This window comes from Methylobacter marinus A45 (genome assembly GCF_000383855.1).
In the GTDB taxonomy this organism is placed as follows: domain Bacteria; phylum Pseudomonadota; class Gammaproteobacteria; order Methylococcales; family Methylomonadaceae; genus Methylobacter; species Methylobacter marinus.
Genome location: NZ_KB912877.1, coordinates 11,677 through 33,072, shown reverse-complemented (window position 1 = coordinate 33,072; position 21,396 = coordinate 11,677). Strand labels below are relative to the sequence as shown.

The window sequence follows — 21,396 nt, the reverse complement described above, 5'->3', positions numbered from 1 at the left end:
ACCGGGCTTATTTTTATCCGCCCGCATTTAAAGATGCCTGCAATTTGCCATTAATTGAATATTCGTTATATAACATTCGGTTATTCCATGCAGACCGGATGTCGCGAAATAGCTAATGAAAAGATTTTTTTTATTGATGATCAAGCTTTGGCGGCAACAGCTGAAGCTCTACTTTGCCGCTGCGATTGTTGGGGCATTAATCGGCATTTTCATTTTGGCGCCGAGCTACGACTATATCAATTCGCACGAGCGGGCGGCCGATCCCGTCTCGTCCATTGAATATGTCCTGAGTCAAGTCAAGGACATGCTGATGGGGCGAGTGGCGCCGAATAATCTTATCGTATTCTATGCGGAAATCGGCGCAATGTTGGGCTTGTTATCCCTGGGGCTATACAGGGTCTTGCATCAGCGCTTATTACGCATCGAACAATTAAAATTGGAGCTTGATAAGGATTTGCCTTCGATTATCAGGCAAGGGGAGGGCCCGTTGCTGGAATTCAAGTCTTCATTTCGCTGGGATATGGCGGAGTCGCGCATTAACCGGGCTCTTGAAGGTGTGGTGTTGAAAACCCTGGCCGGTTTTTTGAATAGTCATGAGGGCGGCACATTGCTGATCGGCATTGCCGATAACGGTGAAGTGGTTGGCCTTGAAAAAGATTATCAAACGCTTAAAAGACAGGATCAGGATGGCTTCGAACAAACTATCATGACGGCCATTTCGACGAATCTGGGCGCCGATCTTTGTTCTTTCGTGCATGTTTTATTTCATGTCATTGACGGCAAGGAAGTTTGCCGCCTTATCGTTTCGCCTTCTATCAGGCCCGTGTTCTTTAACCAGGGCAACACGCCAAAATTTTATGTCAGAACTGGCGGCGGCACGCGCGATCTGAATATTCAGGAGGCATTGGGCTATATTTCCGGCAGATGGAAGCATGCGCAATGATTCAACCTCCGTGGCGTTTCTTATGGCTAACGCTCATTATTTAGAAAAAAAGTCCACTTCATCGGGTTTGGCATAATCGACGCCGACGCTGATCACGAAGCTCGAGACCTCTTCAATATTCATGTTTGACTTGACGACCTTGTCCTTGTGAACCATGACGGTAAAGCCGGAGGTGGGGTTGGGGGAGGTTGGAATATACAAAACATAGCTGTCATTTATACGATTGGTGACATAAGCCGGCACCCACATGCCGTCTTTAGGGTACTCGACATAAACAATTTCACGGACTTGAGGGTCTTTGGTCGTGAAAAACAACCTGATCAGCTTTCTTGTGACCCGATAAATGCTGCCGATAATGGGGATGCGCTGGATCAGTCCTTCCAGATAATACAGCAAATGCGCTCTGTCATGCTTGAGCAGTTTGCCGAAATAAGCCAGTAACGCGATGGCCACCATAAACAAAGCAATGGTCACCAGCGGGTTTTCGTATTGGCCATGGACGAGTAATACAAAGTCCGCCAATAAATGTTCAACATAGATAACAATCTGAAATACTAGGGCTATCGGGAGAAACGCGGCCACGCCGATCAGTACGTAATCTATCAACAGTTTAAGTTTGTCTTTCATGGTTGTTTCCTTATTTACCGTTATAATGAAGCGCTTTTTCATCTTAACGCTATTGTCAATTATGGGCTATACCATCTAGGTTTTTGTCAATCATAAACCGGTATTTGGATTTCATGCGGTCTTTATTATCCCAGACAAGTTTCCGCAAGAGGACAGAAACTTCATTGCGCATTTTTTTAGTCCGGTTCAGATTTTGCATGGTGTTATGAAATATCTTCATCCTGCTAACCCCCCAGAGTCAACGCAACCAAGGCATTTGCCTTGCAAACCATTCTGAGTATCACCGGGCTTGCCGGACAGGTAAAGATAGCCGGCATCATCGCGGCGGCAATAACAGGTAAAAATCCATCGCTGTGCTCTGCGGGCATAGCGCAAGGGTATGTCTATGCAGTAGAGCGATGCTTGTCATGTTCGGAAGACGACTGTGCCATTTTAATTGCTGGCCTGGGTCTGCCTTGTGGTCAGGAGTTCCGATCAGGCTACGGCTGTTTAGCGATGAGGTATATAATTTTTGACGACTCATCCGTTTGGCCGCACAATCATATAATCAGACATGCAAGTGACTGTTTTTGAATAGTTAAAAACAGTCTTGATGTTCTTCACGGATTGCTCCGCGAGGTGTAGAGCCATCACAAGCGAACCATCAGGGAGATCTGGCTCAAACCAAAATGCAGGCTGTTGAATTCAAAACAACTCGCTGCGATTAAAACATTTTTATTAACAATTATTTGTATCACTATTTATTGAAATTATTCGAATATAACAGGATATGTAATACATGATGGAATTAATTTGGGTGGGCTCGGCTTATCTCATCGGCATGATCGCCAATCGTTTATCTTTTCCGCCGCTGGTCGGTTATTTGGCTGCAGGCTATATTCTGCACGCCATGGGCGTGGAATCCGCACAAACCCTGACACATCTGGCGGATATCGGCATCGAGTTACTGCTGTTCACGGTAGGCTTGAAGCTTAAATTAAGTTCCCTTGTGCGGCGCGAAGTGTTAAGCGTCGGCGGCTTGCATTTAGCGCTGGTAACCGGTTTTTCCGGCTTTGTTTTTCTGTTATTGGGCGAACAGATGACCGGCGGTTTGATACTGGGCGCGAGCTTGGCTTTCTCCAGCACCGTGCTTGCGATCAAGGTGCTGGAGGACAATGGCGAGCTTTCTTCCCTGCATGGCCGGGATGTGCTCAGCATTCTGATTTTTCAGGATATCGTAGCGATCGTGTTGCTGGCTTTTGCCGACGGCAGACAGCCCTCGTATTGGGCCTTCGCGCTATTGCTTGTGCCGTTGCTGCGTCCGCTGGCGCATCGCTTGCTCACATATACCCGTGCTAATGAGCTAAAGCTGCTGTTGGGTGTCTCTCTGGCACTCGCCGGAGGGGTAACATCTGAAAACGTCGGCATTTCACCCGATATCGGTGCCTTGCTGATGGGCGTGATGCTGTCTGCTCACCCTGAAATCGACGAACTTACCAGTAAACTTTGGGGGCTCAAGGAAGTCTTCCTCGTGGCGTTTTTCCTGCAAATCGGTCTGTCCGATCTGCCGAATACCGACCAAGTCATCGACGCGCTTGAATTACTGCTAATCTTGCCGCTGCAGGGACTCTTGTTCTTCGTATTGTTTTTGCTGGCCGGATTACGTGCGCGCACCGCCTTCATTTCATCGCTGGCTTTGATGACCTATAGCGAGTTCGCATTGATCACGACCGGTGCGGTAGTGAAAGCGGGCTTGTTAGCGCCGGAATGGAACGCCACCATCGCCTTGGCCGTAGCCGGATCGCTTGCGGTCGCGGCGCCGTTGAACCGGTATTCGCATCGCCTGTTTTCATGGCTTGAGCCCGTGCTGGTCCGTTTCGAGAAGAAAACCTGGCATCCGGACCGACTTCCCGAGTCCATCGGCGCGGCGGAATGGCTGGTCGTAGGCATGGGCCGTACCGGACTTTCCGCCTATCTGACCCTGCATCGGCAGGAGAGGCGGGTCGTCGGCCTGGATGCCGACCCGACCGTTCTGGAAAGTCTGCTGGCCGAGGGGCGACGCGTAATTTACGGCGATGCCGGCGACCCCGAGCTCTGGTCGGGACTAGCCTTGAACAAGGTCAGAGGCATTATTTTAACGCTGCCTGAATTTGATGCGCGTTGCTGGGCTGTGAGCCAGCTCAGGAAGAATGGCTATTCAGGGCAGATAGGAACAATTTGTTATCATGCCGAAGAGGAAGAGCAATTGGAGCAGCTCGGAGCGAATTTTATTATCCATCCGCTGGTTGAGGCCGGCAATCAGTTGGCCCGGCAAATAGTTGAGTCCCAAGCCGGGTTCAATGCCTTGGGTAATCAGGTGACCAAGAGCGCAGCTGCGGGTAATCCCGGTATTGAGACGGTCCTTGGTGCTATCAACGGAGAAGCCGCGCTGGTGCAGGAAGACGCTGAAAAGGTTGTCATCCGGCAAGATTGAGCGAGAGTAAAGCAGAAAGGCGCCGAGAGTCGCCAGCTTTCAGCGCCGTGTGGAGCGGCGTCGATCGGCTGGTGACGATGGCGGTCAGCCTGGCCGTTGCATGGCTCATCCGCCGGTTTCCGGCACGCCATGCGGCGTGAACGTGCGGGTAGCGGATTGAATGCCGCTCATGAAGTAGGGAGGTACGGGGGTTCGTCTGACAAAGCACCCCAAAAAAGTCCACTGAAAACTAATCGTACATTTGCCGAATCAAGATGGCTTCCACTGTTGTCTGGGCTTCCTGTTAGGTTGGTTTTCCAGGCAGAAGAAAAATAAAAATTGACCCGCGGATCGAATAAATATATGGTTATCCATATATTTTATAACTGAAATATCCATGATGACACCAGCTCAATTTTTCAAGTCCCTGTCTGACGATACACGTTTGCGCTGCGTGACGTTGCTGCAAAAAGAGGGGAAGCTCTGCGTCTGCGAACTGACGGCGGCGCTGGGCTTGTCCCAACCCAAAATTTCGCGGCATCTGGCGCAATTGCGTCAATGCGGCCTGTTGCAGGACAGTCGCGAGGGGCAGTGGGTTTATTATCAGATCAATCCGAAACTGCCAGACTGGGCGTTTCCGATTCTGGAAAGCGCGCTAATGGCTGTCAATAAAAACGGCCAGTTTGAAAAAGACCAGGAGCGCTTGCGCAACATGGAATGCCGGCCTGAAGCAGCGGCATGCGGCTGATGTTTAGTTTCGTTGAAATATATGCTTATTCGTATATCAATTTAAGGGTATTTTTATGAAAATATTCGATATGCTCCCTGCAACAGTAAGCCTCGAACAGATACACAGGCCATGCCGTTTTACCCGGAACCTGACTGGCGCCGGCGGCGCTGCAAAACGTCCGATATGCCTGAAAGTCGGGCTGAACCGCATAATCAATCTACAACCTAAAGTTTTAAGGAGAACCTTTATGACAAGCCTAGTATTCGACCCCGTGCTGTACCGCGGCATGGAAGATAACAACATGGCGATGGAGCAGGAGAGAAAACATGTCTGATTCATTGAATGATTTACCCAATATTGAGCGCGACCTGTTCCGTATCCCGGATCCGGAGCAGTTGCGGCCGGCGAATCCTTCCACGCATGCCCCGCGCTTCCTGATGCTGTACGGCTCCTTGCGTGAGCGTTCCTTCAGTCGCTTGCTGACCGAAGAAGCCGCCCGACTGCTTCGAGCCATGGGCGGCGAGGTGCGGATCTTCAATCCCAGCGGCCTGCCGCTGCCTGACGATGCACCTGAGAGTCATCCCAAGGTGGTGGAACTACGGGAACTGACTCAGTGGGCCGAAGGCATGGTCTGGTGCTCGCCGGAACGCCATGGCGCCATGACCGGCATCATCAAGACACAGATCGACTGGATTCCTTTGTCCCTGGGGGCTGTGCGCCCAACCCAGGGGAAGACCTTGGCGCTGATGCAGGTGTCGGGCGGTTCGCAGTCCTTTAACGCCGTCAATCAGATGCGCGTCCTGGGGCGCTGGATGCGCATGCTCACCATTCCTAATCAGTCGTCGGTTGCCAAGGCCTTTCTGGAATTTGACGATAACAACCGGATGAAACCGTCCGCTTATTACGATCGGGTCGTCGATGTGATGGAGGAACTGTTTAAGTTCACGCTGCTGACCCGGGATGTGGCGCCTTATCTGGTTGACCGCTACAGCGAACGCAAGGAAAGCGCCGAAGAACTATCCCGGCGGGTTAATCAACGGACGATCTAGTCAGACCATGCTGCCGGGACGTGACTGTTATTTTTAATTTTATGTTTTTTGGAGCGGATGAAACTCATTCAAGCCTGAATCGTCCTTGCTGCGCCGGCGCGCCGTCAACGAACTGCGCGAGATCGACGCCGTGGACAGTCGTCATGCTCGGCGCCATGGTCGTGCCGCTGCTGAGGGAAGAACCGTTAGGCACAGAACGCCTGCGTATGCTCATCAATCCGCAGGCTTAGGGGAGATGTTGATCCGAGACTTCATCTCCCGAAGAAGTGAGACAAACACTGGCAACTGTTCAATATTATTCGAGGAAATATCATGTTAAACATACTTGTTCTTTGTACCGGCAACTCGTGCCGCAGCGTCATCGGCGAAGCTTTGTTCAATCATTTAGGCCAAGGCCGCATCAAAGCCTTTTCGGCCGGTAGTCATCCGAAAGGACAGGTGCATCCCAAGGCGCTGGCCACCCTGCAGGCGCAGGGTGTTTCAACCGAAGGTTTATTCAGCAAATCCTGGGATAGCCTGGAAAATCAGCCGATCGATATCGTCATTACGGTCTGTGACAATGCTGCCGGCGAAGTCTGCCCCGTTTATTTAAACCAGGCCGTCAAGGCCCATTGGGGCCTGCCGGATCCGGACCGCGTAACCGGATCGAACGATGAAGTCATGGCGGCGTTCAAAGAGACCTACCGTGCCCTGGAGCAGCGCATCAACAAAATGCTGGCGTTGCCGTTGGAGACGATGCCTGCTGATGAGCTGACCGCCGAACTCAACGCCATAGGCAAATTAACAGCTTAAGCCGACGAGGAGTAAAGCATGACTGAAACAAAACGTGATATGGGCTATTTTGAGCGCTATCTGACGGTGTGGGTGGCCCTATGCATCGTTGCCGGCATCCTGCTGGGCGTCTATGCGCCGGATTTCGCCAAAACCCTGGACGGCATGAGCATCGATGTCAATGGCGCGCCCGTTGTGTCGATCCCCATCGCCGTGTGCCTGTTCTTCATGATGTACCCGATCATGGTCAAGATCGATTTTGCCGAGGTCGTCAAGGCCGGCAAAAGCGTCAAGCCGGTTACGCTGACCCTGCTGGTCAATTGGGCCGTCAAGCCGTTTACCATGTATGCCATTGCCTATCTTTTTCTGGGCGTGCTGTTTCACCAGCTGATCGGCGCCGATGCGGTCGATCTGGTCAAAATGCCGTTCGGCCTGGATCTGCCGGTCGGCAGCGAGTATGGTTCCGGCACCGTCGTCGTCAATGACGGCGTCAAAATGCTGGAAGTGCCGTTATGGCGCAGTTATCTGGCGGGCTGCATTCTGCTGGGCGTGGCCCCCTGCACAGCGATGGTGCTGGTCTGGGGCTATCTGGCGCAAGGCAATGCCGGACATACGCTGGTCATGGTCGCAATCAATTCGCTGGCGATGCTGTTCCTGTATGGCGTGATCGGCGGCTTTCTGCTCGGCGTCGGCCAGCTGCCGGTGCCCTGGGAAGCCTTGCTATTGTCCATCAGCATTTATGTCGCGCTGCCGCTGGTCGCAGGGTACTTTTCCCGTAAATGGATTATTACCCATAAAGGTCCGGTCTGGTTCGAGCAGAAATTTCTGCATCTGCTGACGCCGATTACGATCATCGCCTTGCTGTTGACGCTGGTGCTGCTGTTTTCATTCAAAGGCGATGTGATTATCGAAAACCCACTAACTATTTTATGGATTGCGATACCGCTGGCGATACAGACGATTCTGATTTTTGCGATCACTTATCTGGCGGCCAAACTCTGGGGCTTTTCCTACGAGAACGCGGCGCCTTCGGCCATGATCGGCGCCTCCAATCATTTTGAAGTCGCGATCGCGACGGCCGTGATGCTGTTCGGATTGTCGTCGGGCGCGGCACTGGCAACTGTCGTCGGCGTGCTGATCGAAGTGCCTCTGATGCTGGCCCTGGTGGGTTTTTGCAAACGCACGAAAAACTGGTTTCCCCGCGAAGCGGCTGCCGTCGATGAAAGCCGCGCCGCTGCCAGTCCCGATAAAGCGCAGCGGACTGTCGGAGAGCGAGACCATGCAAGGTGATTGTCGGGAACAATCATTGCGACCTCCAGGGACGGAGGGAATGCAAGGTGATTGTCGGGAACAATCATTGCCTGATTAAATGCCTGAGATAAGTCAGCCTTATTTTCGGTCCTGAGACTAATAAATGCTAATAAAAGGTGGTCTGAATGTTTTCTAAAATAATCGTCGGTTCCAGCCTCAGCGAAGTTTCTTCCAAGACCCTCTGTTGCCTGAAAGGCCTGCGGCAAGCGGGCGCTAAGGAAGTCATTCTGGCGCATGCCATGAACATCCGCGATGTCGGCACCTTGTACAGCCAACTGCGCAAGCTTGCCGAACCCCTTCTGGAAGAGCAAAAGAAGGTTCTCGAACAGATGGGGTTTTCAGTTGAAATTGAGGTGCTTTTAGGTTTTCCTGACCACGAGATCAACCGGCTTGCGCGCGAAAAGAATGTGTCATTGATCGCTGTGCATATGACTTCCGAATCGCTATTTGATGATGCTTTCGTCGGCGGTGTCGCTTATGAGGTGATTCAGCATGCCGAAAAACCGGTGCTGGTGATGAAGGCGAAGACCGTCAATGGCCAGTGTGAAATGATGTGCGAGGAGATTCTCACCCACATCATTCATCCGACGGACTTCTCCGACAATGCCGAAAGAGCCTTTACCTATGTCGAGAAACTGGTCGAAAGCGGCTGCCCCAAAGTGACGCTGCTGCATGTTCAGGAGCAGGAACGGATCGGCAAATACCTCAAGGACCGCCTGGAAGAGTTCAATGAAATTGACCGGGCCCGCCTGGAGCGACTCAAGGAACGACTGCTTGAGAAAGGCGCCACAGACGTGCATATTGAAATTCCCTACGGTTCGACCACGCGCGAAATTCTGCGGGAAGTGGATCAGAATCCTTATTCGCTGATCGTGATGGGCAGCCAGGGCCGAGGCTTTATTCCCGAGATCTTTCTTGGCAGCGTCAGCCACAACATCGTAAGGAAAGCGCCGGTGCCTGTGTTGTTAGTGCCGGCTATTCGATAGAAAAGCATAAGTCGGATATCGAAATCGATGAATTGGAACGTCAGGCGGACCAGTCGAGTCGAAAGGAAATTACGACTCCGCCCTCGATAGCTGCTGGATCCGTGTCCGCTGCTGAACTATCGGTTCGTGCCGATGGATCTCTTCGGGGCCATGCCGTCAACAAGGACATGGCCCGTTGAGATGATCTGATGAGAAGCGGGCGAATCCTTTGAGTACACCACATAGCCGAAAGGAAAAATTTTATGTTTCTCTTGATCATGTTCTTTAGTTTACTGGACAGTGTCGGAGCATCGGCATTTTTCACCTGCTGGATCTAATTTAAGGGCTCTGATGGTAATGGGCGTATTGCTCGAACTCCGGAATATGTCCCTATCCCTCGGCCAGCGACGGGTACTGGATGCGATCGATTTGAGCATCGCCAGCGGGGAAATCCATGCGCTGGTAGGGGCGAATGGCGCCGGCAAGAGCACTTTAGGTTATGCCATCATGGGCTGCGAGGGCTACCGGCCGCAACAGGGGACTATGCTGTTCGAAGGCAAACCTATCGACGAATTGCCGATTCAGGCACGGGCACGGGCCGGGATTACCTTGGCCTGGCAGGAACCGGCGCGTTTCGAAGGGCTGCGTGTCTGCGATTATTTGGCTCTGGGTGCGTCTCAAGGTGACCCGGGAGCGGCGCTCGAAGCTGTCGGCCTGGCGCCGGCCGAATACTTTTACCGCCCTTTGGACAAGACCCTGAGCGGGGGCGAGCGCAAGCGCATCGAGCTGGCCGCGATAATCACTATGCGGCCGAAACTGGCTATCCTTGATGAGCCGGCGGCAGGGATCGATCTGCTGTCGCTCGACGATCTGATTGCGGCCATTCAAGCGATGAAAAGCACCGGCAGCACGATTTTGCTGATTACTCATGTTGAGCAAGTGGCCGCTCATGCAGACCGTGCATCGCAGCTTTGCGGCGGTCGTATCGTCTGCCAGGGGGAAACCCAAGCTGTGATCGAGAACTACAAAGCCCGCCGCTGCCGGCGCTGCGACGGGGAGACCTGCAACCATGGCTGATTTCGAGTCGCTTATCGATGCCTTACGGCTTGCCGGTGAAGACCCGCTCCAGGTACTGACGCCGGACAGCGCGCATCTTGTGGCCTATGATCATCATATCGTCGGTCTGCAATCGATTCCCGGCGTCGTTGTGCTCGCCAGAACCGAGCAAGACGTGATCAAGGCGCAGGTCACCATACTGGAGGGATTCACTATTGCTCAGCCTATACACCTGTGTTTCAGTCTTCTGGACCGCTTCGGCGGACAGAACGTGGAACTCGAACTGACTCTGCAACCCGGCGCCAGCGCGACCGTCTGGTCCCATTGTCTGTTCGCCCATGCCGAGCGGGCCTTTCATGCCATGCAGGCGCAGGTCCGACTTCAGGAAAAGGCATCGCTCCGCTATCAGGAGTCGCACTATCACGGCCTGTACGGCGGCATCACGGTGCGTCCCCGCGCCCGAATCCGGCTGGACAGAGAGGCGCGTTACCTGTCTGATTTCTCGTTATTGCAGGGGCGGGTCGGTCTGCTGGATATCGACTATGTTATCGACGTCGGGGCGGACGCGGTAACGGAGCTGACGAGCCGGGTATATGGCCATGCCGCCGATGAAATCCGCATGCGCGAACAGGTGAATCTCGAAGGCGAGCGGGCTCGGGGGCTCATCAAATCGCGGATCGCCGTCGAGGACGAGGCTACCGCGCAAGTCCTCGGCATCATGCACGGCAATGCGGCTGGCGCCCGGGGACATGTGGACTGCCTGGAAATCGTCCGGGGGCAGGGGACGGTGAGCGCCATTCCCGAAGTTCAGGTCTCCCATCCGCAAGCCAAGGTCACCCATGAAGCCGCCATCGGCAGCGTGGATCCCAGGCAGCTTGAGACGCTCCTGGCGCGGGGACTGGAACCTGACGAGGCCGTGGACCGGATCATACTGGGCATGCTAGGTTAGCGGTCGTTATACAAAGCGATTTTTTGCATAACACTTCATAAAACGCGTCCATCGATTGATAGGCGGCCTTTGGATATCGCCTGGCAATGACTACTTGAATGACGTATTTTATTTACAATCGACAGCAGCTCTTGCTATTTTCAAAAAACAGCCCGCTTTGATTCACTCTACGATTATAAAATGGAGATACCATTGAGCCCACAAACACTTGAGCATTACCTGCATGAACATATACCCCTCTCAAAGACCATGCAAGTCAATGTGATCGAAGCCGAGGAGGAAAGGGTTATTCTGAGCGCACCCTTGACTCCCAACATCAATCACACCGAATCTGTTTTTGGTGGCAGTGCCTCAGCCGTAGCGATCCTTGCCGCATGGTCAATAATACATGTCCGCCTGAAGAACGCAGACATCGCAAGTAGCATCGTGATTCAGAGTAATAACATGAGTTATGAGCGGCCAATCCGTGGCACGTTTACAGCGCGCTCGTTTATCACGCAGCCAAAAGCTTGGGAGGTTTTCATGCGAACACTCTTGCGCAGAAGACGTGCAAGAATTGCTGTGTCATCTGTCCTGGAGTACGAGGATCAGTTAGCGGGCAATTTTGAAGGGTATTTTGTGGCAATCGGCATAAACTGAAAGTGGGCGACCTAGTACTCAGTCAGCCTTGTTCTGACGAGTAAAATTTGCAGAGCATTCATAGCGTGCGAATAGTGCGAATACCCTGAAGGGCATAAATGAATTCGCACCTACAATTTACCTTCCATAATTAAATTGCCTGACTACTGACAAGTATTCACCGATTCTCTCACCGCGGCGTTATTTGCAAAATATTTTTCAGGGAGTATCGGTTACAATACCGTTTAAAATATTAACCCATTGATAAATATGCAATAAAGATACTGGCACTAAGCTAGATCATGCCATATGTATTATGGTATCGGCTCAAGCCACTTCCAAGCTTTCATGGTGACGCTCAGACATGGCAACTGCCCGAAATTGTCTGGCAACCATAGACAAGCCATCTGACTGTCGTAGTGAGTCCAAATAGCTGACTGTCCATAAATTTCATTGTGGAAGAGGTTAAGTCCCGCCCGGAAAGATTTCGATTACATTAAAAGTTCCCATGGCCATTGGAAACAGCTAGTTCAAAAGAATCCTTATGTTATATTGTCATTCTCTAATATAGTTTAATTATTTTTCGCAATTTGTTCATGTTTTGTACAACTATAAATAGACAATGGACAAGCTAATGATTATTATTGTGAAAAAAGTAAGGTCGATGTCGTTTTTGAAGTGCTGTGCAAAGCGGGTGCTCTTAATTTGTTGTAACAAAAATAAAACAATAAAATCAATAAATTAACTTATATTGAATTGAATTTTAATCAAGCCGGGCTTGCAAGAATACCCTTATTATGACCTATTTAGATAAATTATGGTCGAAATTACGGATAAGGAAAGCTGATATTGCCGCCGTTAAAATCGTTTCATTGTGAGTTCTATCATGAATAAAGATATTGCAGGAAATCCACGCAAAGCTATTGAGCTCACCGGGCCTGCAATAAGCTGAAACCCTCACCGTAATTAAGAATACATCACGGATTAGTCCAAAATGTTCGAGTATAAAAGCGTCAAGTCGTGTTAATGAAATGGTTAATCGCTTTTAAACTTGAAATTTTTTAAAGGTTATTCTGATTACAAACTTTGGTTTTTACATATTGCTTTGCTAACGGAGAATGGAATGCACCGGCAAAGCACATACATCCCATGGAACCGTAAGGATAAAGGCCAGATACAATGTTTAATGTGTCTGTTAAATTCTGCAAGTTAATTCAAATAATGGTTTGGAATGATATTTTTTTGCATAAAACCAGGCTGTGCTTATCAGCATTTAAACAACACCAACACCAGGTTGTTGATCATCCCGCAAAGGTCAGGAGATAAAGCATGAAGAAATATGTGATGAATACACTGCTTTGGGGAGTTGTATTGATTGGTGCGTTGTTAATATTCAATAGGTTTAATTCGACACCTCCTGTCGATCAATCCTTGGCCTATTCGACTTTCATCGAAAAAGTCAAACTTCGACAGATTGATCGCGTGGAAATCATGGGCCATCTCATTAGAGTTCGCACATCGGAAGGACAAATTTATGAAACCATTAATCCTGACGATCCTCACCTGATTGATGATCTGCTCGAGGCTGGTGTCCAGATAAGAACTTATGCGCCGGAACAACAATCATTCCTTACGCAATTATTCATTTCCTGGTTTCCTATCTTGCTGCTTGTAGCGGTGTGGGTCATCTACATGCGCCGAGTCCAGAGCGGCGGCGGTATGGGGGGCGGCATGAACTTTGGTAAAAGCAAAGCCAAAATGCTTACCGAAGACAAAATGACCGTCAAATTTGAGGATGTCGCCGGTTGTGAAGAGGCCAAGGCGGACGTGGTTGAGCTGGTCGACTTCTTGAGAGATCCCTACAAGTTTCAAAAACTGGGCGGTAAAATGCCGCGCGGCGTTTTAATGGTAGGCCCTCCCGGCACCGGTAAAACCTTGCTGGCCCGGGCCATTGCCGGTGAGGCGGGGGTTAAATTCTTTAGTATTTCCGGTTCTGATTTTGTCGAGATGTTCGTCGGCGTCGGTGCGTCCAGAGTCAGGGATATGTTTGCCCAGGCCAAAGAGCATGCGCCCTGTATTATCTTTATTGACGAGATTGATGCCGTCGGCCGCCAACGCGGCGGTGCCGGCATGGGCGGCGGCAATGACGAGCGCGAGCAGACGCTGAACCAGTTACTGGTGGAAATGGACGGTTTCGACGGCAATGAAGGCGTTATCGTTATTGCCGCGACCAATCGCGCCGATGTGCTCGATAAAGCTTTGCTCAGGCCGGGGCGTTTCGATCGCCAGGTCAATGTCGGGTTGCCTGACGTACGCGGACGCGAGCAAATTTTAAATGTGCACATTAAAAGAGTGCCGGTTGCCGACGATGTTGAGCTGCAATACATCGCGCGCGGTACGCCGGGATTTTCGGGGGCGGAACTGGCTAACGTGGTCAATGAAGCGGCGCTGTTTGCGGCGCGGGCCGACAAGGAGGAAGTCAGCATGCAGGACCTTGAAAAAGCCAAGGATAAAATTCTGATGGGTGCCGAGAAACACACCATGGTGATGACGGAAGAGGATAAGCTTTTAACCGCTTACCACGAAGCCGGACATTGTATCGTCGGACAGATGTCGCCGGACCACGATCCGGTCTACAAAGTCAGCATCATGCCCAGGGGGCGGGCGCTCGGCATCACGATGTTCTTGCCGGAACGGGACCAATACAGCGCCAGCAAGCGCAAGCTGGAAAGTCAGATAGCAGGCCTGTTCGGCGGCAGAATCGCCGAGTTGATGATTTATGGCGGCGACCGCGTGACCACGGGGGCATCCAACGATATTGAGCGGGCAACCGAACTGGCCCGCAACATGGTGACCCGCTGGGGGTTGTCTGACAAACTCGGGCCGCTGGTTTACGGCGAAGAGGGCGGTCAGCCTTTTATGGGACATCCCGGTTCCCAGGGCAGTGCTGTTTCCAGTAACGTTGCCCATCTGATCGATGAGGAAATACGCCTGGTCATCGATCGCAATTACCAACGTGCTGAAACCATTTTGCAGGAAAACATCGGTATCCTGCACAAAATGGCCGATGCCTTGATGAAATGGGAAACTTTGGATCGTCTGCAAATCGATGATTTAATGGCCGGCAAAGATGCCAGGCCACCTCAGGATGGAAACGATTTTCCAGACCATCAATCTAAATTGGATAAGAAAGGGCAGAACGCGGCGGATCAAGAAGTAGAAACTGCTGCTAATACGGCTGCCAAGATTTGAGGTGCGCTCATTCAGGGGGATATCTATCCCCCTCTTTTTGAATCAAAATTATTAAGCGTAATCTTGAAACGAAGTTTGGGCGCGTAAACCATCCAGAACCAGCTTGAAGTGATCATAATTGTTCACTCTGAAAGCACCGATCTCATCCAGGATCGTTTGATAATCAACTGCCGCTCTTCCGCCGGCAATCAGTGTGACATCTTTCCCGATCAGCGTGTTCAAGCGTCTTATCTCCTTGATAATAACCGAATCATCGTTTCTGAAACTGATGTTGATCGCCACTGCGCGGGCATGGGTATATTTAACGGCGGCGGCAATTTCCTCAGCCGGCAAATTGGCACCCAGGTAAGTCACGTGCCAGCCTTTGAATTCGGCAATAATCATCGCCAGCAAAGCACCCGTTTCATGTAATTGCCCTGTCGGCGTGCTCATGATCATACGCGGCGCCTGTCGGGAGCAAGGCCTGTTAGTCCGCAGGATATAGGCCAGTGAGCGTATGATGGAGGTCGCCATATGCTCATGCGCCGGTCTTAACAGTCCCGCTTGCAAGCTTTCGTCCATTTTAGTCAGCAACGGCGTCAATAACTGCTCGATAAAAGACATGGGCCCCAGTTCGGCGATGGCGTTTTCACAATGTCTTTCCAGTACTGTAGCCTCGAAAGCAATGATAGCGCTAAAACATTTCTCCAGATAATCGTCTAACAACTCATGTTTGTCGCCGCGTATCGGCCTGATATGGGGTTGCGTTTGGTTCGATGTGTGCATGTCTTTTGTTATTAAAGAATGCAATTCATTCAGAGAGAGTCTGGCAATCTGGCTGATGCTATGGCCATTATTCGTGGCCTGATTGAGTAATCTTAATCGGGCAATATCCTGGTCGGTATAAATGCGTTGTCTGCCCTCGGTACGCGAGGGGGATACGGCCTCATAACGTCTTTCCCAGGCTCTGATCAGATCGGCTTTTACGCCGGAACGCTTCGAAACAGTGCTGATTAAGTATTGCGCTGGATTGGCCTGATCTTCTTTCATGTTTGAGCCGATGAGATAAATATTCAAAAATTATAACATAATACCTTTACAAAAATTTGACACAGAACAATATTAAGGAAGGGCATATAGTGTATTGCCTGATTATTGAATAAGCTTTATTCAATAGTAAAAACCCTCTTGTGTGATGATTTTTTAACTATCGATATTGTCAAATCCAATTTCTCCAGAACTAAAAAACGGGTTGCTGATCATAAGTTAGCAATGGGCATGGAATAAATCAGGGAATTGTAGGTGCGAATTCATTCGCACATTTGGGGAACTTATTTTTATGCGCGTTCCGTAAGTCAGTGTGGTCGATTTTAACCAGGAAATGGGGAATTAATTAAGCGAATTTCAATTCAAAGCCGTAAGCATCTTGTTGCGAACAAGTGTTTACTAATAGAAAAATAACCATATTGAGGTTGAGTGATGAGTCTATTAGATGCGGTTATAGGAAAACAGAATGCAGACATGGTTGCTCAGTTGGCGCAAAGCGTCGGCATTGATCAAAACGATGTGCGAAATATCATCAGCCAGTTGCTGCCGGCCGTTTCGAAGGGTATCAAATCCAATGCTTCAAGCAGTGAAGGCCTGCAGGGATTGTTAAATGCCTTGCAGACAGGACACCATGAACGCTATCTGGAACATCCCGAAGCGTTAAAGGAGGAGTCGGCAAAAGAAGAGGGGAATGCGATTTTAAGCCATATATTCGGCAGTAAGGAGGTCAGCCGCAATGTAGCCGCCCATGCCGCTCAGGAAACAGGCACGGATACGGGCATTGTCAAAAGATTGCTGCCCCTGGTTGCGGCAGCCGTCATGGGAACCCTGAGTAAACAGGCATCCGGTAAAACGGTATCCGCCGGTCCAGCCGAAACCGAAGGCTTTGAACGAGCCGATGACAATTCGATAGGCAATATGATCACGTCCTTTTTGGACGCGGATAAAGACGGTGATGTCACCGATGATTTATTGAATCTCGCAAAAAAATTCTTTTAACAGCTTTTTCATATAAACACAGGAGCATGATCATGGGATTATTAGCTTTTGCAAAAGACATCGGCAGCAAGCTGTTTAATAAAGACGAAGAGGCCGCGGAAAAAATTACAGACCATATCAAGGCCAGTAATCTGGATATCCGGGATTTAAACGTCACCTTTCAAGACGGTAAGGCGACGGTGATCGGCACGACCGACAGCGCGGAGGCGGCGCAAAAAGCCGTGCTATTGGCCGGCAATGTCAAAGGCGTTAGCGAGGTCGTGCCGAAAATCGATATTGTCGAGGTCACTTCGGCGGGCAAGGATGCGTCAGCGGCACTGGAACCGGGCAATGTTCAGTATTATGAGATTGCCAGCGGCGATACTTTATCGAAAATCGCCCAGAAGTTTTATCAGAACGCGAATCAATATCAACGGATATTTGAGGCAAATCGGGAAGTCATCAAAGATCCCGACCTGATCTACCCAGGGCAGAAAATCAGAATTCCGATGGATTAACGATTGATTTTAAACATAGGATGTGCCGACGACAAAAGGCGCCTCATTCGCGAACAATGCGCTTCACTGCGCCGCCTGCTTTGGGCAGCACATCCTATGCAACATTCCAAATTCAGGAAGTCATCTTTAGACAAATCCTAAAAACGTTGGCAGGTCACAACAAAATCAGCGCTCAAAAAGACGCCCTGATATCACTATAAATTTCTCCGAAGCATCGAAACATCCAGACACCGTACTGCAACCTTAAATACGTCCATCAGCGGCCAGCCATTATACTGTTGGCCGCGCCGCCCTTCGATCAGGTTGGCGACCGGATCGCAATCGATATGCTTATCGTCCTAATCAGTTTTAACGGCGATTGATCAGAAAAAATGTCATTTCAACTCAAATAATTTACCATGTCTGTTAATGTTGATAATGTGTTCAATATTCAATAACAAATAATTGCATTATGCGGAGAGTTCAATAATCCGCTGTCACCTGGCCCGTTGGGCAAACAAAATAAAGCAGCTGGAATACGTTTAAGTGACTGGTATGGAAATAGCAACTAAAGGGAGGCTGTACTTTGCAACCCACGGAAAATCCTGAGCCGACCAATTTTGGTTTCCTGGCGGAACACGATCCGCTGTTCGCGCAAATCGCTTTCGCCGCCGAGAAAGCGTTCTCAAGCGATCCCAATACCACCCTGATCAAGCTGCGCCAGCTCGGTGAGGCGCTGGCCCGGCATATCGCCGCGCTGGCGGGCATCGAGTTCAATGAGCAAACCAGTCAGGCCGAGTTGCTGTACCGGCTCAACCGCGAGCTGAAGTTAGAACCCGTCGTGCGCGAGCTGTTCCATACCCTCCGCATTGAAGGCAACAAAGCCACCCACCAGTTCAAAACCCGGCACAAAGAAGCCCTGGACGGCCTGAAGGTCGCCAGGGCTCTGGCCATCTGGTTTCATCAGTCATTCGGCAAATCGGGCACGGCGTTTAAAGCGGGGCCCTTCATCCCTCCGTCCGACCCAAGCACTCAACTCCGGCAGCTCCAGGCGGAAATCGAGAAGCTAAAGCATGAACTGACAGAGACCAATATTCAGCTGGACTCCAGCCAGCAACTGAACGATCTGATCGCGCGGGAAAAGGCGGAATTCGAAGCGCTGGCCGTGGCCATGGATGAAGAATCCCGCGCGTTGGCTGAGCAGGCCAAAGCGCACGAAGCCGCTCTCAAAGCGCAGCAGCAAGACTACGAGAACAAATTAAAAGCCCTGCAAAGCCGGCTCACCCAGGAAGATGACAAAGCCATTGGCGAGCAGAAACAAAAAGTCGCCAACAAAACCCATTCCGCCAGCCAGCACATTGTTTTAAACGAAGAACTCACTCGCCTGCTGATCGACCAGCAACTGACCGAAGCAGGCTGGGAAGCGGACAGCCAGGAACTGACCTACCAACGCGGCGCTCGTCCGGAAAAAGGGACCAACAAGGCCATCGCCGAATGGCCAACTAAGCACAAGGGCGAGTGGGGACGTGCGGATTACGTGCTGTTTTGCGGGTTGACGCCTATTGCCGTGGTTGAGGCCAAAAAAGAAAACACCAATGTGGCGGGTAAAATTCCGCAAGCGGAACGCTACAGCAAGGGCTTTACCGTTGCGCAGCCCATGATCGGCGCCTGGGAACTGGCAGGCCGGACCGTAGCCTGGGCCGATGAGGAAGACGGCCACTACAAAGTGCCTTTCGTTTATTCCTGCAATGGCCGCCCCTACATTCCGCAACTGGCGGAGCAATCCGGCACCTGGTTTCGCGACGTGCGCGATCCCGGCAATACCCGACGCGCGCTTTTGCACTTCCATACCCCGCAAGGCCTGCTGGACCAGCTCAAACGCAGCAAAGCGCAGGCGGAAGAAGCGCTCAGACGGGAAGGATTCGCCTACCTCAAGCTCCGCGACTATCAGGTCAACGCCATCGCCGCCGTCGAGCAGGCGCTGGCCCGCAACAGCCGCACGGCCTTGCTGGCGATGGCGACGGGCACGGGCAAAACCCGCACCGTCATCGGCCTGATGTACCGTTTTTTGAAAGCCGAACGCTTCAGGCGCATTCTGTTTCTGGTGGACAGGACTGCGCTCGGCCGGCAGGCCATCGATGTATTCAACGAAGCCGCGCTGGAACAAAACCAGACCCTGTCCAAAATCTACAATGTGGCCGAACTCGGCGACATGGCCGCCGAAGCGGAAACCCGCGTGCAGGTCGCCACCGTGCAGGCCATGGTCAAGCGCATTTTCATGTCGGATGCGCCGCCGCCTGTCGACCGGTTCGACTGCATCATCATCGACGAAGCCCACCGGGGCTACACGCTCGATCAGGAAATGACCGAAGGCGAGCTGGCCACCCGCGATGCCGGCCAGTATCTGTCGACCTATCGCCGGGTGCTGGAGTATTTCGATGCGGTCAAAGTCGGCCTGACCGCGACCCCCGCAAAGCATACCAGCGACATCTTCGGCAAACCGGTCTACATCTATTCCTACCGCGAAGCCGTCGCCGACGACTGGCTGATCGACCATGAACCGCCGATCCGCTACGAAACCCTGCTGACGCAACAAGGCATCCGCTTTGAAAAAGGCGAGACGGTCAGCGCCGTCAACCTCCAGACCGGCGCGGTCGAAACCGCCGAACTGGAAGATGAACTGAATTTCGACGTGGACGCCTTCAACCGCCGGGTGATCAACGAAAATTTCAACCGGGTCATCTGCGAGCAGTTGGTGCAGGAACTGGACCCCTTCGGCGACGAGAAAACCCTGATCTTCTGCGCCACCGACCTGCATGCCGACATGGTCAAACGCCTGCTGGACGACGCCTTCAAAGACCTCTACGACGGCGAATACAATCAGGCCGCCGTCGCCAAGATCACCGGCCAGAGCGACAAGGTGGAGCAACTGATCCGCCAGTATAAAAACGAGCGCTACCCCAACATCGCCATCACCGTCGACCTGCTCACCACCGGCATCGACGTACCCAGAATCTGCCATCTGGTATTCATGCGCCGGGTGAAATCGCGCATTCTGTATGAACAGATGATCGGCCGCGCCACCCGCCGCTGCGATGAAATCGGCAAAACCGTCTTCCGCATTTACGATCCGGTGGATATCTATGCCGCCCTGCAGGACGTGAACACGATGAAGCCGCTGGTCAAGGACCCGAACATCACGATAGACCAGCTGGCAAACGAGCTCGCCGACCCGGAACAGCTGGAAAAGGCGCTGAACAGCCCCGGCGAACAAGCAGGCGAAACGCATGCCGATGTGGTGCTCAGCCAACTCAGCCAAAAGCTGATGCGCATACTGCGCAAGGCCGAGAACAAGTCGGAAAGCAAACCGGCGCTCAAGCAAAAACTTTCGGAACTGCAGCAACTCTGGGGCGTCGAGCCCAAGTCGCTGCACAGGCATCTGCATGAGCTTGGCCCCAGGCAGGCCGCCCGCTTTCTTCAACAGCATGCGGGCTTGCTCGATCAGTTGGAGGAAGTCAACGCCCTGCTGGGCAGCGAGCGCCAGCCGATCATCTCCGAGCACCCGGATGAAATCCGTGACCGCAGCCAGAGCTACGGCGCCCATCAACGGCCGGAAGACTACCTCGACAGCTTCAGCCGCTTCATCAAGGAGCAGCTCAACCAGTCCGCGGCGCTGGCCGTGGTGGTCAGCAAACCCCGCGATCTCACCCGCGAACAGCTCAAGGAAATCAAACTGCTGCTCGATGGCGCAGGCTTCAGCGAAGCCAGGCTGCAAAGCGCCGTGCGCAACCAGACCAACCAGGATATCGCCGCCAGTATCATCGGCCATATCCGCCGCGCCGCCCTGGGCGAACCGCTGATCCCGTTCGAACAGCGGGTGGCGAAGGCGATGGACCGGATCTACACCCGCCACAACTGGCAACCGGCGCAGCGCAAATGGCTGGAACGCCTGTCCAAACAACTGGTGCACGAAGTCATCATCGACCGCGAGTTCGTGAACAGCCGTTTCGCCGACCACGGCGGCGCCAGACAGCTGGATAAAGTGCTGGCCAATCAGCTCGATACGGTATTGGAAGAACTCGGCGAGGCCATCTGGCCGCAACAAGCCTAGTGACTTCTTGTTCCCGCGCTCCGGCGGGAGTGCATACAACCGTCAATGTTGCTTCGCGTAACCCGCCAATGAAACATTCAGG

General features: G+C 51.9%; 18 protein-coding genes. 15 read left to right on the top strand and 3 right to left on the bottom strand.

Translation table 11 applies throughout. The annotated features are described in order from the left end of the window. The first annotated feature begins 115 nt into the window (after positions 1-115). Positions 116-943 carry an AlbA family DNA-binding domain-containing protein gene (locus METMA_RS0100155; RefSeq protein ID WP_020157025.1) on the top strand — a complete coding sequence of 276 codons (828 nt, stop codon included), beginning with the start codon at positions 116-118 and terminating at the stop codon, positions 941-943. 36 nt (positions 944-979) lie between these two features. Here METMA_RS0100155 and METMA_RS0100150 read toward each other — a convergent pair whose 3' ends face one another. After that, positions 980-1,570 (bottom strand): DUF502 domain-containing protein, encoded by a 591-nt coding sequence (locus METMA_RS0100150; RefSeq protein ID WP_027146896.1) that lies wholly within the window; start codon positions 1,568-1,570, stop codon positions 980-982. A gap of 778 nt (positions 1,571-2,348) precedes the next feature. Between METMA_RS0100150 and METMA_RS0100140 the strand changes: the two genes are divergently transcribed. The 4 genes from METMA_RS0100140 (at position 2,349) to arsH (ending at position 5,780) form a co-directional block, all read left to right on the top strand. Next, positions 2,349-4,022 (top strand): cation:proton antiporter domain-containing protein, encoded by a 1,674-nt coding sequence (locus METMA_RS0100140; RefSeq protein WP_020157022.1) that lies wholly within the window; start codon positions 2,349-2,351, stop codon positions 4,020-4,022. A 376-nt stretch (positions 4,023-4,398) separates the two neighbouring features. Further along, complete coding sequence (locus METMA_RS0100130; RefSeq protein ID WP_020157020.1) at positions 4,399-4,749, top strand: metalloregulator ArsR/SmtB family transcription factor; 351 nt, start codon at positions 4,399-4,401, stop codon at positions 4,747-4,749. Between the two features lie 55 nt (positions 4,750-4,804). Next, complete coding sequence (locus METMA_RS0100125) at positions 4,805-5,065, top strand: hypothetical protein (protein WP_020157019.1); 261 nt, start codon at positions 4,805-4,807, stop codon at positions 5,063-5,065. Continuing rightward, positions 5,058-5,780, top strand: a complete 723-nt coding sequence (arsH, locus tag METMA_RS0100120; protein ID WP_020157018.1) for an arsenical resistance protein ArsH — start codon at positions 5,058-5,060, stop codon at positions 5,778-5,780. The genes METMA_RS0100125 and arsH overlap by 8 nt, the downstream gene beginning before the upstream one ends. A 64-nt stretch (positions 5,781-5,844) precedes the next feature. Here the strand turns inward: arsH and METMA_RS27950 are convergent, their stop codons facing one another. Beyond that, on the bottom strand, positions 5,845-5,973 hold the full coding sequence (locus METMA_RS27950) for a hypothetical protein (protein WP_269634151.1): 129 nt from the start codon (positions 5,971-5,973) through the stop codon (positions 5,845-5,847). A 119-nt stretch (positions 5,974-6,092) separates the two neighbouring features. On the opposite strand from METMA_RS27950, the gene METMA_RS0100110 reads away from it, so the two are divergent. From METMA_RS0100110 to ftsH, 7 genes are all read left to right on the top strand, one after another. Further along, positions 6,093-6,572, top strand: a complete 480-nt coding sequence (locus METMA_RS0100110) for an arsenate reductase ArsC (protein ID WP_020157016.1) — start codon at positions 6,093-6,095, stop codon at positions 6,570-6,572. 18 nt (positions 6,573-6,590) lie between these two features. Then, positions 6,591-7,841 (top strand): ACR3 family arsenite efflux transporter, encoded by a 1,251-nt coding sequence (arsB, locus tag METMA_RS0100105; RefSeq protein ID WP_020157015.1) that lies wholly within the window; start codon positions 6,591-6,593, stop codon positions 7,839-7,841. Positions 7,842-7,987: 146 nt separating this feature from the next. Continuing rightward, positions 7,988-8,848 (top strand): universal stress protein, encoded by an 861-nt coding sequence (locus tag METMA_RS0100100; RefSeq protein ID WP_020157014.1) that lies wholly within the window; start codon positions 7,988-7,990, stop codon positions 8,846-8,848. A gap of 363 nt (positions 8,849-9,211) precedes the next feature. Further along, the gene (locus METMA_RS0100095) at positions 9,212-9,904 is read left to right on the top strand and encodes an ATP-binding cassette domain-containing protein (RefSeq protein ID WP_198014441.1); all 693 of its coding nucleotides are present in this window, start codon (positions 9,212-9,214) and stop codon (positions 9,902-9,904) included. Next, positions 9,897-10,832: a SufB/SufD family protein gene (locus tag METMA_RS0100090; protein ID WP_020157012.1), complete on the top strand. Its 936-nt coding sequence runs from the start codon at positions 9,897-9,899 to the stop codon at positions 10,830-10,832. Before METMA_RS0100095 ends, METMA_RS0100090 begins: the two co-directional genes overlap by 8 nt. Before the next feature lie 192 nt (positions 10,833-11,024). Beyond that, positions 11,025-11,471 (top strand): YiiD C-terminal domain-containing protein, encoded by a 447-nt coding sequence (locus tag METMA_RS0100085; RefSeq protein WP_198014440.1) that lies wholly within the window; start codon positions 11,025-11,027, stop codon positions 11,469-11,471. Between the two features lie 1,308 nt (positions 11,472-12,779). Continuing rightward, positions 12,780-14,702 carry an ATP-dependent zinc metalloprotease FtsH gene (gene ftsH, locus METMA_RS0100080; protein ID WP_020157010.1) on the top strand — a complete coding sequence of 641 codons (1,923 nt, stop codon included), beginning with the start codon at positions 12,780-12,782 and terminating at the stop codon, positions 14,700-14,702. A 51-nt stretch (positions 14,703-14,753) separates the two neighbouring features. Here ftsH and METMA_RS0100075 read toward each other — a convergent pair whose 3' ends face one another. After that, positions 14,754-15,731 carry a MerR family transcriptional regulator gene (locus METMA_RS0100075; RefSeq protein WP_036254010.1) on the bottom strand — a complete coding sequence of 326 codons (978 nt, stop codon included), beginning with the start codon at positions 15,729-15,731 and terminating at the stop codon, positions 14,754-14,756. A gap of 429 nt (positions 15,732-16,160) precedes the next feature. On the opposite strand from METMA_RS0100075, the gene METMA_RS0100070 reads away from it, so the two are divergent. The 3 genes from METMA_RS0100070 (at position 16,161) to hsdR (ending at position 21,314) form a co-directional block, all read left to right on the top strand. After that, positions 16,161-16,727 carry a DUF937 domain-containing protein gene (locus METMA_RS0100070; protein ID WP_036253995.1) on the top strand — a complete coding sequence of 189 codons (567 nt, stop codon included), beginning with the start codon at positions 16,161-16,163 and terminating at the stop codon, positions 16,725-16,727. Positions 16,728-16,759: 32 nt separating this feature from the next. After that, positions 16,760-17,224 (top strand): peptidoglycan-binding protein LysM, encoded by a 465-nt coding sequence (gene lysM, locus METMA_RS0100065; protein WP_027146894.1) that lies wholly within the window; start codon positions 16,760-16,762, stop codon positions 17,222-17,224. Positions 17,225-17,789: 565 nt separating this feature from the next. Continuing rightward, positions 17,790-21,314 carry a type I restriction-modification system endonuclease gene (gene hsdR, locus METMA_RS0100055; RefSeq protein WP_020157006.1) on the top strand — a complete coding sequence of 1,175 codons (3,525 nt, stop codon included), beginning with the start codon at positions 17,790-17,792 and terminating at the stop codon, positions 21,312-21,314. The last annotated feature ends 82 nt before the right edge of the window (positions 21,315-21,396 follow it).

Bases quoted from the DNA above. Each gene is read 5' to 3' on its own strand.
- METMA_RS0100075 (WP_036254010.1), bottom strand. From the start codon at position 15,731: ATGAAAGAAGATCAGGCCAATCCAGCGCAATACTTAATCAGCACTGTT.
- METMA_RS0100125 (WP_020157019.1), top strand. From the start codon at position 4,805: ATGAAAATATTCGATATGCTCCCTGCAACAGTAAGCCTCGAACAGATA.
- METMA_RS0100090 (WP_020157012.1), top strand. From the start codon at position 9,897: ATGGCTGATTTCGAGTCGCTTATCGATGCCTTACGGCTTGCCGGTGAA.
- METMA_RS0100070 (WP_036253995.1), top strand. From the start codon at position 16,161: ATGAGTCTATTAGATGCGGTTATAGGAAAACAGAATGCAGACATGGTT.
- arsB (WP_020157015.1), top strand. From the start codon at position 6,591: ATGACTGAAACAAAACGTGATATGGGCTATTTTGAGCGCTATCTGACG.
- arsH (WP_020157018.1), top strand. From the start codon at position 5,058: ATGTCTGATTCATTGAATGATTTACCCAATATTGAGCGCGACCTGTTC.
- METMA_RS0100150 (WP_027146896.1), bottom strand. From the start codon at position 1,570: ATGAAAGACAAACTTAAACTGTTGATAGATTACGTACTGATCGGCGTG.
- METMA_RS0100130 (WP_020157020.1), top strand. From the start codon at position 4,399: ATGATGACACCAGCTCAATTTTTCAAGTCCCTGTCTGACGATACACGT.
- METMA_RS0100095 (WP_198014441.1), top strand. From the start codon at position 9,212: ATGTCCCTATCCCTCGGCCAGCGACGGGTACTGGATGCGATCGATTTG.
- METMA_RS0100110 (WP_020157016.1), top strand. From the start codon at position 6,093: ATGTTAAACATACTTGTTCTTTGTACCGGCAACTCGTGCCGCAGCGTC.
- METMA_RS0100100 (WP_020157014.1), top strand. From the start codon at position 7,988: ATGTTTTCTAAAATAATCGTCGGTTCCAGCCTCAGCGAAGTTTCTTCC.
- METMA_RS0100155 (WP_020157025.1), top strand. From the start codon at position 116: ATGAAAAGATTTTTTTTATTGATGATCAAGCTTTGGCGGCAACAGCTG.
- ftsH (WP_020157010.1), top strand. From the start codon at position 12,780: ATGAAGAAATATGTGATGAATACACTGCTTTGGGGAGTTGTATTGATT.
- METMA_RS0100140 (WP_020157022.1), top strand. From the start codon at position 2,349: ATGATGGAATTAATTTGGGTGGGCTCGGCTTATCTCATCGGCATGATC.
- lysM (WP_027146894.1), top strand. From the start codon at position 16,760: ATGGGATTATTAGCTTTTGCAAAAGACATCGGCAGCAAGCTGTTTAAT.